Genomic DNA, 14,876 nt, shown 5'->3' with positions numbered 1-14,876 from the left:
AATTAATTCTCAGGAGCGATTCTTTCTATAGTATCTTTTATAACATTTTGCATGTCCATATCATCTGGTACTTCTGGTAACTCATCATCACTGTAGCGATCCATTAGCTCATCAAATAGGGTTAAATAGCTATTAAAGGTCTTTGTCTCTTGTAAAGCAAAATCTTTATCATTATAGATGACTAAAATATCTATTAATGCTCTGTAACGTTGAATGTCTAAATAAATTTCTTCTCCAACTTTTTGTTCTTGGTTTTCTATAGATAGACCACTGTAATATACCAAGTTTTCTTGATATTTTTTAGCTACATCTTTATAAAGTGCACGTCCCTTTTCTACATTTCCAATTTCATAATATGCGCTAACGTAAGGTTCGAGTAAAGAATAGAAACCAAATTTATCCACAGGCATTTTTTCCATAGCGATGTCTGCAATTTCTTCTGCTTTATCTAGTTTTTCCTCATTGATAAGACTTTCAATTAAACGGGCTAAATTTCCTCTATAGGTAATACCGTTTCGTCTAGTTTCAATATCGTAGTACATATCTTCACCACTGCCTCCCCATTCCCAGTTCTTCACCATATCATACATAAGGTCAGGATCTACGCGTCCCATATCATAAGGATTAGCTCTATCTACAGCCGTTTTAATAGGTACTAGTTTATAACACATACCATCTAGTTGTAAATAATCTTTTAACCAAACGTAATCTTCTGCTCCAAATGCACCACCTGTAAAGTATATTGGTCTTTCCCAATTGTTATTTGCAAGGATATCTAACATCAAAAGGCGATTTTTATAGATGTAACTTCCGCTAACCTGAGTATAAAGGTGATCTACTATTTTATCTGCATCTTTTGGTTTAACTATTCCATTTTTAAGCACCATTTCCTTGTTAACAGGAATACTAATATTACGGGTTGGGTAATAATTTGAATTTAATAAGTGTTTAGGGTAACGCTCAGGATCATCTTGTTGTGCTTCAACAGCAAACTTTACTTTGGTGTTAGGTTTTTCACTAGAAATGAAATCCATAAATTGCTTAATATCTAGGGTGTCTCTAGCAATTTTCTCACTGATCTCTTTATAAGCAATAACGTCTCTAGTTCCGCCTCTATATTGATTGTGTGTTAATTGCGAAGGAATAGGGTCACTGTCATATGCTTTTCGTTTCATTTGGTCAATGTACCAATCGGTTTGAAATAAACTAGTGTTAACCACACGCACATCTGTTCGTACTCCTTCTATTTCTTGTAAATACCAAAGTGGAAATGTATCGTTGTCTCCAATGGTAAATAGAATTGCATTTGGCGCACAAGACTCTAAATATTTGCGAGCCATAGAATTTGTAGTATATTTTCCAGAACGATCATGATCGTCCCAATTATTTGCAGCCAACACTCCTGGCACTATAATAATACAAACCAAAGTAATGGCTGGTGCTAAAAATTTCGTTTTAATGCTCGATCTTAATAAATCATAAATCGCATAAACTCCAAAACCAATCCAAATAGCAAATACATAAAACGAACCTACAACGGAATAATCACGTTCTCTAGGCTCAAAAGGTCTAATATTAGTATAAAACTGAATTGCTAAACCTGTTAATAAGAAGAATACTAATAATACCCAAAAACGTTTTAAATCGGAATACATTAAGAAAAAGAAACCAACTAAACCTAATATTAGTGGCAAGAAGTAATAGGTGTTTCGCGATTTGTTTTCTAAAACGTCTGTTGGTAAATTATCTTGTGAAACGCCTAAATGCATTTCATCAATAACGTTTATTCCAGAAATCCAATTACCATTTTTATACGTGTATCTTCCTTGAATATCGTCTTGTCTACCTGTAAAATTCCACATAAAATATCTCCAATACATGTAACCAAATTGATATTGTAACATGTACATAATATTGTCTGTAAACGACGGTTTTTCGATAACCAAATATTGTTGCCCGTAACGCTTTAAAAACTGATTGTAATCTTCATAATCAATTTCACCTCTGGCCACTCGCATTTTAAAATCATTTACGAGTTGGTCAAATTGTTGCTTCTCACCCAAAGCATATCGTCCAGATTGTTCTTCTGATAAACCTGCATTCATTGCTTCATTGTATGCACGTGTTTGCAGGTTAGGATCTACTTTAAAGTCAATTAAACCAGTAAACATCATGTAATTTTCAGCATGTTCAGAACTCCACATTCTTGGAAGAATAGAAGCGTGCTCATGGTTATAGTTCTGTTTGCTCTTTTCCCAGTCGTTAATAATAACATATTTACCAGCTTCTTCATCGCGCTCGTAATTCTTTTTATCGTCTACAAAAGGTTCATCTTTATCAGCGCCAGAATAGATTTCTGTAAACTGTGGTCCATAAAATAAATGCGTTTCTGGATATTGTTCTAGATTATAATAAGCTAAAAGTTCTCTAGCATCGGAAGGGTTATTTTCATTAATAACTACTTGTGCGTTTGCACGAATAGGTAACATCATCCAAGATGAGAAGCCTATAAAAATAAACATTAAACAAAGGACTAGAGTATTCGCATGTTTCAATCCTTTTTTTTGTGTAACATTCAATCCGAAATAGAACAATCCTATAACCATTAATCCTGTAATTATAGTTCCAGAATTAAAAGGTAATCCAATAGAGTTTACAAAAAACACTTCTAAATAACCGAAAAGCTTTAATGTAGATGGTAATAATAATTTGAATATAAATAATAGAATTGCAGCAGAAGCAATATTTGCAATGATGAAATTCTTAACTGTAATAGTTTTGTAGTTTTTAAAGTAATAAAGAAGACCAATAGCAGGAATAGTTAATAATCCCATAAAGTGAACACCAAAAGATAAACCAATAACAAAGGCTATTAAGATTAACCAACGGTTACCTCTAGGTTCGTTCATATCTTGTTCCCAACGTAATCCTAAATAAAATAAAACGGCCATAATTAAGGTTGCCATCGCATAAACTTCAGTTTCTACAGCATTAAACCAAAATGAATCTGTAAAAGTAAAAGCTAAACTACCAACCATTGCACTACCTAAAATAGCATATGCCTTACTTGGACTATCATCTTTATTATATTTTACAAGTTTTACAAGTAAAATACTTATGGTCCAAAACATAAAAAGAATGGTAAATGCACTTGCAACACCACTCATCATGTTCATTATAGCACCAATTTGAGAAGGTTCTAAGGCAAACATTGAGAAAAAAGCTCCAAACATTTGAAATAAAGGTGCTCCTGGTGGATGACCCACTTGTAATTTAGAAGATGTAAGAATGTACTCTCCAGCGTCCCAGAAACTAACGGTTGGCTCAATAGTAAGACCGTAAACTACAACTGCTACGGCAAAAACAAACCACCCTAAGATGTTGTTCCACTTTTTAAAGTTAAAATCTGTCATGAAAACCTTGCTTATTAATGCTGGCGAATTTACTAATTATTCCCTAAACGCCTACATTTTTAAGTTAACGTTAAGTATTTTCAAATATTTTGTTGTTTTTTTTTGTCTAAGTGAAACTTTGTATTAAATTTGCACCCTCAAATTGAGAGATTGGCCTATGGTGTAACTGGTAACACGTCTGTTTTTGGTGCAGAAGAGTCTAGGTTCGAAACCTAGTGGGCCAACCAGAAGAAAAAAATCCTAATCATTACTGATTAGGATTTTTTCGTTTTTATCATATAAGCTTGCGTTTTAATAGCGAAGCCGTTGGTTTTTAAATTTTAAAAGTAATTACTGGTCGTTTAGCGTGGTTTACTAAATCTTCACTGATGCTACCATTAAAGAAATGGGCAATACCTTGTCTTCCGTGCGTGCTAATCCCAATTAAATCTGCATTTAAATCCTTAGAGACATTCAAAATACCTTGTTCTACCGTAGTATCGTTGTGTATGGTTATGGTGTAATTATCAAATTTTTGACCAGAAATAAAATCATTGATTCTACTTTTTGCTTCATACGTTGTCATAAAATTACTAGAAGTAATAACTAATAATAAATGAATTTTTGATCCAAACGCTTCAGCGAATTTAACAGCTTGTTTGTAAGTGTCTTTGTTATCATTTTTAAAATCTGAAGCAAATACAAAATCAGATACATCAAAACTATTGTGCTCATTTTTAATTACTAAAACAGGTACTTCAGAAGTGCGAACAACTTTTTCTGCATTAGAGCCTACAAACATTTCTTTAAGACCAGTTGCGCCATGAGAGCCCATTACAATAAAATCTATATCTAATTCTTTACAAGAATCTTTAATTTCATTAAATGTAATATCGGCTTTTACAGTTTCATGTACAGTAATGCCTTGTAAATAGTCTTGCTCCATAAGATCTGCAAATCTTTTTTGTGCCAATTTCATAAAAAACAGAGTTTCAGGAATATCACTATAAGCGTTTGCAGGATCTGTATGTTGCATAGGAATTTCCATCATGTGAAGCAAATAAATCTCAGCATTATAAGTTTTAGCAAGCATTGCTGCTACTTTTAGAGCATTCTCCGCTTGATCTGAAAAATCCGTAGGAACTAATATTTTATTCATTTTTGTTGTTTTTGATTAGTTTTCTAAATCTAAGAAAATTATTCGACAATACATAGCTTGGATAAATTAATATAAATGTCGTATATTTGCACCGTTGTTTACTAAAAATAAATAAGCGAGAGGACGAAAAGTCCTCTCTTTTTATATCAAATAATGTTTAAGAAAACAGTAGAAGACTTATTACAAACCGCATTAGACGAGAGACAAGATCTATTTTTAATAGACTTCAGTTTGTCTGGTGATAATGCTGTTAAAATTGTAATAGACGGAGATAATGGTGTGCTAGTAGAGGACTGTATGTTTATTAGTAGAGCCATTGAACACAATATTGATAGAGAAGAACATGATTTTTCTTTAGAAGTTTTATCATCAGGCGCTGCGACACCTTTAATTTTACCAAGACAGTATAATAAGCATGTAGGTAGAAATTTAGAGGTTAAGACGTTAGATGGTCAAAATTTTGAAGGAGAACTTACTGAAGTAAATAATGACGGTGTGGTTTTGAGCTGGAAAGCAAGAGAGCCAAAACCAATAGGAAAAGGAAAGGTAACAGTAGCTAAATCAGAAACTGTTGCTTTTGATAATATTAAAGAAGCAAAAGTTAAAATAAAATTTTAATTCATATCAATTATGGAAAATGTAGCGTTAATTGAGTCATTTTCAGAATTTAAGGACGACAAATTAATAGATAGAGTTACGCTAATGGCGATTCTTGAAGATGTGTTACGTAATGCATTGAAGAAGAAGTATGGTGATGACGATAACTTTGATATCATTATAAACCCAGATAAAGGAGATTTAGAAATTTGGAGAAACCGAATCGTTGTTGCAGATGGTGAAGTTGAAGAACCAAATCAAGAAATTGCATTATCTGAAGCTCAAAAAATCGAACCAGATTTTGAAGTTGGTGAAGACGTTGCAGAAGAAGTGAAGTTAATTGATCTTGGAAGACGTTCTATCTTAGCATTAAGACAGAATTTAATTTCTAAGATTCACGAACACGATAATACTAACATTTACAAGCACTTTAAAGAGCTTGAAGGTGAGATTTATACAGCAGAAGTTCATCACATTCGTCATAGAGCAATCATTTTGTTAGATGATGATGGTAATGAAATTATACTTCCAAAGGACAAACAAATTCCTTCAGATTTCTTCAGAAAAGGGGAAAATGTAAGAGGAATTATTGAAAGTGTAGAATTAAAAGGAAGCAAGCCAGCGATTATAATGTCTAGAACATCTCCTGTGTTTCTTGAGAAATTATTCGAACAAGAAATACCTGAGGTTTTTGATGGTTTAATTACGGTTAAAAAAGTGGTTCGTATTCCAGGAGAAAAAGCGAAAGTTGCAGTAGATTCTTATGATGATAGAATCGATCCAGTTGGAGCTTGTGTTGGTATGAAAGGTTCAAGAATTCACGGTATTGTACGTGAGTTAGGAAATGAGAATATCGATGTAATTAATTATACAAACAATGTTCAACTTTTTGTAACGAGAGCATTGAGCCCAGCAAGAGTAACGTCTTTAAAATTAGACGAAGAAAATATGCGTGCTGAGGTGTTATTAAAACCAGAAGAGGTTTCAAAAGCTATTGGTAGAGGTGGTCACAACATTCGTTTGGCTGGTCAACTAACAGGTTATGAGATTGACGTATTTAGAGAAGGAGCAGAAGAAGATGTGGAATTAAAAGAATTCTCTGATGAGATTGAAGGTTGGGTAATTTCAGAATTTAGCAAAGCTGGTTTAGATACTGCAAAAAGTATTTTAGAGCAAGATGTTAATGATTTAGTGAAGCGTACAGATTTAGAAGAAGAAACAATCTTAGATGTCATTAGGATTCTAAGAGAGGAATTTGAAGAATAATATCAGCTAATTTTAAAATGATTTTTTAGTATTTCATTTTGAAGTTATATTGGTATAACATATATTTAAGTATTTTACAGGCAGTTTATGGCTCAAACAACAAGATTAAATAAAGTATTAAGGGAATTAAATATCTCAATAGATCGTGCTGTGGATTTTTTAGAATCCAAAGGTATCAATATTGAGAAAAGCCCTAATACTAAAATTTCGCAAGAGGTTTATAACACGCTTTCAGGTGAATTTCAGACTGATGCATCTAAGCGTGAAAAAGCTCAAGAAGTAAGTGAAGCAAAACTTAAAGAAAAAGAAGAGCTTCGCGAACAGAGAGAGCGCGAAATTGAAGAAAAGCAAAAGCAAAAAGCAGAACGAGAATCTGTGGTTAAAGCGAAAGCTGAGTTAAGTGGGCCAAAACAAGTTGGTAAAATTGACTTAGATAAAAAGCCTAAGGTTGAAAAGGAGGAAACTCCTAAAGCTCCTGAGGTAAAGGAAACTCCTAAAGCTGAAAAACCAGTAGAAAAGTCTGAAAAACCTAAGGAGGAAACTAAAGTAGCTGAAAAACCTAAAGAAACTGAGAAAGTTGAGAAGGTAGAGAAAGTTGCTAAAGTGGAAACTCCAGAAAAGGTTGAAAAAGTTGTTAAAGCTGAAGAGACCAAAATAAAAGAGAGTACTAAAAAAGAGATTCCTAAAAAAGAGGAAGCTAAAAAAGAAGAGCCAAAGCAATCAACAGAACCTGTTGAAGAAACTCTAAAGACTCAATACAAAAAGCTTACTGGTCCAGTTACAACTGGTAAAAAAATTGACTTATCTCAATTTAATAAACCTAAGAAGAAAAAGGAAGTTAAACCAAGTGGTGCAGGCGATGCTAATAAGCGCAAAAGACGTAGAATTAGTAAAGGTGGAAATGATTCTGGTGCAAAACCAAACTTCGATAATAAAAGAGGTGCACCAAAAGGAAGAGGTGGTAATACGAGACCTAAAGTGGTTAAGGAAGAGCCAAGTGAAGAAGATGTACAAAAACAAATCCGTGAAACTTTAGAAAAGCTTCAAGGTAAATCTAATAAAGGTAAAGGAGCAAAATACCGTAGAGATAAAAGAGATCAACACCGTCAACAAACGGAAATCGACCAAGAAATCGCAGCTGCAGAAAGTAAAACACTTAAGGTTACTGAGTTTGTAACGGTAAGTGAAGTTGCTACAATGATGGAGGTTGGTGTAACTCAGGTTATTTCGGCATGTATGTCTTTAGGTATGATGGTAACCATGAACCAAAGATTAGATGCAGAAACATTAACTATTGTTGCAGAAGAGTTTGGTTATGATGTAGAATTCATTAAAGCTGATATTGAGGAGTCAATTGAAGATGTAGTGGATGATCCAAAAGATTTATTACCTCGTGCACCAATTGTTACGGTAATGGGTCACGTAGATCACGGTAAAACTTCATTATTAGATTATATACGTAAAGAGAATGTAATTGCTGGTGAATCTGGTGGTATAACGCAGCATATTGGTGCTTATGGAGTAGAGCTAGAAAACGGACAGAAAATTGCATTTTTAGATACACCAGGTCACGAAGCCTTTACAGCGATGCGTGCTCGTGGTGCTCAAGTAACAGATATTGCTATTATTGTTGTTGCAGCAGATGATGCTATAATGCCACAAACAAAAGAAGCTATTTCTCATGCACAAGCGGCTGGTGTGCCAATCGTTTTTGCAATAAATAAAATTGATAAACCAGATGCTAATCCTGAAAAAGTAAAAGAAGGTTTAGCACAAATGAATCTCTTAGTAGAAGATTGGGGTGGGAAAATTCAATCTCATGATATTTCTGCTAAAATGGGAACAGGTGTAAAAGAGCTTTTAGAGAAAGTATTACTTGAAGCAGAACTATTAGAATTAAAAGCTAATCCAAATAAAGCAGCTAGTGGAACAGTAGTTGAAGCCTACTTAGATAAAGGTAGAGGTTACGTTTCAACTATTTTAGTACAAGCAGGTACGTTAAAAGTTGGTGATTATGTTTTAGCAGGAAAAAATAGTGGTAAAGTAAAAGCGATGCAAGATGAGCGAGGACAAGATGTTAGAACAGCTGGTCCTGCAACTCCGGTATCTATACTAGGTTTAGATGGAGCGCCTCAAGCAGGTGATAAGTTTAATGTCTTTGCAGATGAACGTGAAGCGAAACAGATTGCAACTAAACGTACACAGTTACAGAGAGAGCAATCAGTAAGAACGCAACGACATATTACACTTGATGAAATTGGAAGACGTATTGCACTTGGTGATTTCCAAGAGCTTAATATTATCCTTAAAGGTGATGTAGATGGATCAGTGGAAGCTTTAACAGATTCTTTCCAGAAATTATCTACTGAAGAGATTCAAGTTAATATTATTCATAAAGGTGTTGGTGCCATTACGGAAAGTGATGTGTTATTAGCAACAGCTTCAGATGCTATTATTGTTGGATTTAATGTACGTCCTGTTGGAAATGCAAGAATGATTGCTGATAAAGAAGAAATTGATATCAGAACTTATTCAATTATCTATGCAGCCATTAACGATCTTAAAGATGCAATGGAAGGTATGTTATCTCCAGAGTTAAAAGAAGAGGTTACTGGTACAGCAGAAATTAGAGAAATATTTAAAGTATCTAAAGTAGGTAACATTGCTGGTTGTATGGTAATGAACGGTAAAATCTTTAGAAATTCTAACATAAGAATCATTAGAGATGGAGTTGTTGTTCATACAGGTACGTTAGATGCCTTAAAACGATTTAAAGACGACGTTAGAGAAGTTGCAAAAGGCTACGATTGTGGTATGCAAATTAAAAACTATAACGACATTGTTATTGGAGATGTAATTGAAGCTTTCCAAGAAGTAGAAGTTAAGAAAAAGTTGAAATAATTACTTATAAGAAATAAAAAAACCGACAAGCAATTGTCGGTTTTTTTATGGGATAAATATACGTTTCTAATCGTCTGTCTTAGGCTGAAGAATATTTGCGTACATATATTTTTTCTTAATCTTTACTAAAGCTCTATCTGCCTCTAGTCGTGTTGCAAAATTCCCTACCCATACCTTATAGTTTGGAGTATTCCATACAATTTCAACAGGCCATTCATTATAAGAATTTAAAAAATTTGCTTTTTCGCGTTGTGCTTTATCAGGATCTATGCTATTATACACTTGTATTTTAAAAACCTTTGAGGTTTTAATGTCTTTTTTATATTCTAGCAATTTATCTATGGCATCATCTTGACTAATAGTTACCACACCTTCTTGGGCTTGCAGTGTCAAGGCTAAGAGAGTGCTTAAAAGTATAAGGTAAACGGATTTGCTGTTTAATTTCATATAGTTAATTTTTTGTTTTTTGTTAGTGTGTATTGTTCTCTAAAATCATTGTATTAAAAGATGAAATTTTGAACATATTATTAATTACTATCAAGTGTAGTGGCAAAGGTAGAGTTTTCAAGGAAACATGTGTAATTTTTTTTCGCTGTATTTCATAGTGTAATCAATTGCGCTTCAAGCGGTCTATATATTTGGAACGATTATTCATGCTTAAAATTTCAAAATACTTTATTTAGAATTGGTATAAATTATATATTAACAGTTCTCTAAGATTTTCAAAATCCACTTTAAATGTTACTTTTGCCAGAGTTTTTATAAAGACGTTTTTTTAAGTTTTTAATGAAAAAATCGTACCAAAGTTTAGAAGATAATCCAACTAATAATATGAAACAGGTGATTTACTGTAGTTTAACCTCAAAGATGTATCGTCTTTGTCTTGTTCTATTGCTTACGTTTTCAACCTCACTTATAGCTCAAGAAGGTGATCCAGTTAATGGGAAATCACTTTATAATTCTAATTGTGCAGCTTGTCATAAATTAGATAAGGCAATGACAGGTCCAGCTTTACGTAACATTGAAGCTAGATTAGCTGATGAGCAAGGTTTAGGTAGAGAATGGCTTAGTGCTTGGATAAGAAATAGTTCTGCGCTTATCAAGTCTGGTGATGCGTATGCTAACAAGGTGTTTAACGATAATAACGGAATTGCTATGACAGCATTTCCTCAGTTAAGTGATCAGGATATTTCTGATATCTTGGCTTATACTGCTGAAGAGAAAAAAGAGCCTATTGTTGCACAGAACGCTGTTGCAGATGCTGGTGCTCAAGAAGGCGGAGTTTCAAATGATTTAATACTTGGAGCTTTAGCTGTATTGTTTGGGTTATTGGCAATGGCTTTAGTTTTAGTAAAGCGTACGTTAGATCGTTTTGCTGATGCTAAAGGGATAGATGTTGTAGGTCAATCTAAAAGAACACCGTTATGGAAGGCTTTTGCTCAAAATCAATTTTTGGTTTTAGTAACTGCAATTGTCTTTTTATTAGCTAGTGGTTACTTTGTGTATGGGTATTTTATGCAGGTAGGTATAGATCAAGGTTACGAACCTGTTCAGCCAATACATTATTCGCATAGAATCCATGCTGGTGATAATGGTATTGATTGTAAATATTGTCACTCTTCTGCTAGAGTAAGTAAAACTTCTGGTATTCCTTCTTTAAATGTTTGTATGAATTGTCATAAATCAATTTCAGAAGTGGCTCCAGAAACATTGGCCGAAGGAACCGAGTATGGTGTAGATTACAATGCTGAAATTCAGAAATTATATGAAGCTGTAGGATGGGATGGTACTGGTTATACTGGTGATTCTAAACCTGTAAAGTGGATAAGAATACACAACTTACCTGACTTCGCTTATTTTAATCACTCACAACACGTTGTGGTTGGTGGTATAGAGTGTCAGACTTGTCATGGTCCTGTTGAAGAAATGGAAATTATGTATCAACATGCTCCATTGACTATGGGTTGGTGTATTAACTGTCATAGAGAAACAGATGTAAAAGTTAAGGATAATGCTTACTATACTAAAATTCACGAAGAACTATCTAAAAAATACGGTGTTGATAAATTAACCGTAGCACAAATGGGTGGTTTAGAATGTGGTAAGTGTCACTACTAATAATTGTATATTAGTAGAGAAAGTACTGTGTAATGGAAATCTCATTATAGAGAAAAGAAAATAACAAAAAAATTACGATTGACGAATTACGAATAAAGAGTATAGATAAAGAGTCGTAAATTGTAAATCAAAAAATTATAAATAAACACTATGTCATCAAACAAGAAATACTGGAAAAGTGTTGAAGAGCTAAACGAAAATAGCTCTATTGTTGAGGCGCTTCAACAAAATGAGTTTGTGGAAGAAATTCCAACTGATGAGTTTTTAGGAGATAAAGATTCATTAGGGTCTTCATCAACTTCGCGTCGTGATTTCTTAAAATACGTTGGTTTTAGTACAGCAGCTGCTTCGTTAGCGGCTTGTGAAGGACCAGTGATTAAGTCTATACCTTATATTGTTCAGCCTACGGAAATTGTTCCAGGTGTGGCTAACTATTATGCAACAACAATTGCAGATGGTTATGATTTTGCTAGTGTTTTAGTAAAGACAAGAGAAGGACGTCCAATTAAAATTGAGAATAACACTGATGCTGGCACAAATGGAGTGGCTAATGCAAGAGTTAATGCTTCAGTTTTAGGTTTATATGATAGTCTTAGAGTAAAGTCACCAATGAAAGGTGGTTCTTCTATCTCTTGGGAGACTTTTATGTCTGAAACATCATCAAAATTAAATGGATTAAATGGTAAAGCAATTGTGTTGTTAACGCAATCTATGCCAAGTCCATCTACAAATAAATTGATTGCTGAATTCAAAGCTAAATACGGTAATGTAAGTCATGTTGCTTACGATGCTGTTTCTGAATCTGCAACATTAGATGCATACCAAGCAAAGTATGGAACTAGAGGAATGGCAAATTATGATTTCTCTAAAGCAATGACAATTGTTTCTGTTGGAGCTGATTTCTTAGGGGATTGGCAAGGTGGTGGCTTTGACTCTGCTTATGCTAAAAAACGTATTCCTGATCATGGTAAGATGTCTAGACATATTCAGTTTGAATCTAATATGTCATTATCAGGTGCTAACGCAGATAAACGTGTTCCTTTAACGCCAAGTCAACAAAAATTAGCTTTAGCTAAATTATATAGTAGTATTACAGGTAATTCGGTAGGAAGTATTAATCTTCCTGAGGCCTTAGCTAGTGCAGTTCAGTCTGCAGCTAATGAATTGAGTAAAGCTGGTAGTAATGGTGTTGTAGTTTCTGGTATTCAAGATGTCAATGCACAAACTACTGTTTTAGAAATCAATGAGTTTTTAAGAAGTAAGGCTTTTGATCCTAAGACTACTATAAAAACAAGACAAGGTAATAATAATGCAGTTACTCAATTAGTAGCAGACATGAAAGCAGGTAAAGTTGGTGCCATCATTATGAATGGTGTTAATCCAATGTATACGTTACCAAATGCTTCTGATTTTAAGGAAGGCTTGTCTAAAACAGAATTATCTGTTGCGTTCTCTATGAAACAAGATGAGACGTCAACAAATTGTCAATACATAGCAGCTGCACCTCATTATTTAGAATCTTGGGGAGATGTTGAATTGAAATCTGGTCATTATTCAATGATGCAGCCAACAATTAGACCTTTATTTGATACTAAACAATTTCAAGAAGTATTAATGGGTTGGACTAACAAGTCTGGTTCATATAGAGATTATTTAAAATCAGTTTGGACACAAGATATACTAAATGGTTCTTCATTTAATAAAGCGGTTCAAGATGGTGTTTTTGTTATGCCTGCTTATAGAAGTGTTTCTGGTTCAACAGGTTCTTCTTCAACAATTGAAACAACTTCAACAGAATTAAAGGATAAAAAAGACAGAACCTTTTTAGGTGGTGTTATTCATGATGTTGCAGTTGGTGTTGGAATCAAAGATGAAGATAAAAACGAATACGTAACAAGTACAACTTCTACCAATGTTAGTAATGGAGATGTAAGTGCTGTTGGTTCGGTTTCAGCCTTATCAGGTGGTGAAGCTGCAAGAGCATTAGCTAAAACTACTGTTGCAAATGGTATGGAATTGTCACTTTACACTAAAACGGGTATGGGTGACGGTCAACAAGCTAATAACCCATGGTTACAAGAATTTCCAGATCCAATAACTAGAACAACTTGGGATAATTATTTAACCCTTTCCCAAGCAGATGCTGATAGATTAGATATAAAAAATTGGAATGTAGCTAATGGTGGTTTAAATGGTAGTTATGCTAAAGTTTCAGTAAATGGAGCAGAGGCTATAACTGTACCTGTAATTATTCAACCTGGTCAAGCAAAAGGTTCAGCTGGATTGTCTTTTGGTTTTGGTAGAACATCCAAAGCTTTAAAAGAAGAAATGAAAACGGGAGTGAATGCTTATCCGTTGTATCAAAACTTCAGTTCAGTTCAAGATGTTACTATTGAAAAGGCTTCTGGTGAACATGAGTTTGCTTGTGTACAGTTGCATAATACTTTAATGGGGCGTGGAGATATCATTAAAGAAACTAACTTAGAAATTTTTAACACGAAGTCTAAAGAACACTGGAATGCAATTCCTGTTGTTTCTCTTAACCATATAGAAACTCCTGTAACTTCTCCAGATGTAGATTTATGGGATGAATTTGATAGATCAATTGGTCATCATTTTAATTTATCAATTGACTTAAACGCTTGTACAGGTTGTGGTGCATGTGTTATTGCATGTCATGCGGAAAATAACGTTCCTGTAGTTGGTAAGACTGAAATGAGACGTAGTAGAGATATGCATTGGTTGCGTATTGATAGATATTACTCTCATCAAGATACATTTGAAGCTGATGATGCTAAGAAAGATGGTTTTTCTGGTTTATTTGGTGATAATGGATCTTTAGGAGGCTTTGGTGAGATGGAACATCCTGCTGATAATCCTCAAGTAGCATTTCAGCCAGTAATGTGTCAGCATTGTAATCATGCACCTTGTGAAACGGTTTGTCCTGTTGCTGCAACAGCTCATGGTCGTCAAGGTCAGAATCACATGGCTTATAACCGTTGTGTAGGTACAAGATACTGTGCAAATAACTGTCCTTATAAAGTGCGTCGTTTTAACTGGTTCTTATATAATAAGAATGATGAATTCGATTACTATATGAATGATGATTTAGGACGTATGGTCTTAAACCCAGATGTTGTAGTACGTTCTCGTGGAGTTATGGAAAAATGTTCTATGTGTATTCAAAAAACACAGAAAACGATTCTTGATGCAAAACGTGACGGACGTGAAGTTAAAGATGGTGAATTCCAAACTGCATGTTCTGCAGCTTGTGGAAATGGTGCAATGGTATTTGGTGATGTTAATGACAAGCACAGTAAAATTACAGAATTAAAAGAAGATGATCGAATGTATCACTTGCTAGAGAGCGTAGGCACAAAACCAAACGTTATCTATCAGACAAAAGTGAGAAACACATCAAAAGCATAATAATTAAAGAAACA

At 34.0% G+C, this 14,876-nt stretch carries 8 protein-coding genes and 1 tRNA gene; 6 read left to right on the top strand and 3 right to left on the bottom strand.

Features of this window, described 5'->3' with window-relative positions; all coding sequences use genetic code 11:
- Positions 1 to 2: 2 nt before the first annotated feature.
- A complete protein-coding gene (locus DFQ10_RS08480; RefSeq protein ID WP_115816987.1) occupies positions 3 to 3,413 on the bottom strand; it encodes a glycosyltransferase family 117 protein in 3,411 nt (1,136 codons plus the stop codon).
- Positions 3,414 to 3,564: 151 nt separating this feature from the next.
- On the opposite strand from DFQ10_RS08480, the gene DFQ10_RS08475 reads away from it, so the two are divergent.
- Positions 3,565 to 3,640: transfer RNA gene (locus DFQ10_RS08475), tRNA-Gln, on the top strand.
- 86 nt (positions 3,641 to 3,726) lie between these two features.
- On the opposite strand, the gene DFQ10_RS08470 is transcribed toward DFQ10_RS08475, so the two are convergent.
- A complete protein-coding gene (locus DFQ10_RS08470; protein WP_115816986.1) occupies positions 3,727 to 4,551 on the bottom strand; it encodes a universal stress protein in 825 nt (274 codons plus the stop codon).
- 153 nt (positions 4,552 to 4,704) lie between these two features.
- Between DFQ10_RS08470 and rimP the strand changes: the two genes are divergently transcribed.
- The 3 genes from rimP (at position 4,705) to infB (ending at position 9,315) form a co-directional block, all read left to right on the top strand.
- Positions 4,705 to 5,169 carry a ribosome assembly cofactor RimP gene (gene rimP, locus DFQ10_RS08465; protein ID WP_115816985.1) on the top strand — a complete coding sequence of 155 codons (465 nt, stop codon included), beginning with the start codon at positions 4,705 to 4,707 and terminating at the stop codon, positions 5,167 to 5,169.
- Positions 5,170 to 5,181: 12 nt separating this feature from the next.
- Positions 5,182 to 6,414 carry a transcription termination factor NusA gene (gene nusA / locus DFQ10_RS08460; protein ID WP_115816984.1) on the top strand — a complete coding sequence of 411 codons (1,233 nt, stop codon included), beginning with the start codon at positions 5,182 to 5,184 and terminating at the stop codon, positions 6,412 to 6,414.
- Between the two features lie 87 nt (positions 6,415 to 6,501).
- Positions 6,502 to 9,315 carry a translation initiation factor IF-2 gene (gene infB / locus DFQ10_RS08455; protein ID WP_115816983.1) on the top strand — a complete coding sequence of 938 codons (2,814 nt, stop codon included), beginning with the start codon at positions 6,502 to 6,504 and terminating at the stop codon, positions 9,313 to 9,315.
- Positions 9,316 to 9,381: 66 nt separating this feature from the next.
- Here the strand turns inward: infB and DFQ10_RS08450 are convergent, their stop codons facing one another.
- The gene (locus DFQ10_RS08450) at positions 9,382 to 9,762 is read right to left on the bottom strand and encodes an SPOR domain-containing protein (protein WP_115816982.1); all 381 of its coding nucleotides are present in this window, start codon (positions 9,760 to 9,762) and stop codon (positions 9,382 to 9,384) included.
- 384 nt (positions 9,763 to 10,146) lie between these two features.
- On the opposite strand from DFQ10_RS08450, the gene DFQ10_RS08445 reads away from it, so the two are divergent.
- Both DFQ10_RS08445 and DFQ10_RS08440 read left to right on the top strand, forming a co-directional pair.
- Positions 10,147 to 11,433, top strand: coding sequence for a c-type cytochrome (locus DFQ10_RS08445; RefSeq protein WP_115817221.1), 1,287 nt, complete (start codon positions 10,147 to 10,149; stop codon positions 11,431 to 11,433).
- 150 nt (positions 11,434 to 11,583) lie between these two features.
- Positions 11,584 to 14,862: a TAT-variant-translocated molybdopterin oxidoreductase gene (locus DFQ10_RS08440; protein ID WP_115816981.1), complete on the top strand. Its 3,279-nt coding sequence runs from the start codon at positions 11,584 to 11,586 to the stop codon at positions 14,860 to 14,862.
- Positions 14,863 to 14,876 lie beyond the last annotated feature (14 nt).

Origin of the sequence: Winogradskyella eximia (genome assembly GCF_003386165.1) — a bacterium.
GTDB lineage: Bacteria > Bacteroidota > Bacteroidia > Flavobacteriales > Flavobacteriaceae > Winogradskyella > Winogradskyella eximia.
The sequence above is the reverse complement of the archived record's forward strand: the minus strand, read 5'-3'. Positions and strand labels throughout refer to the sequence as shown.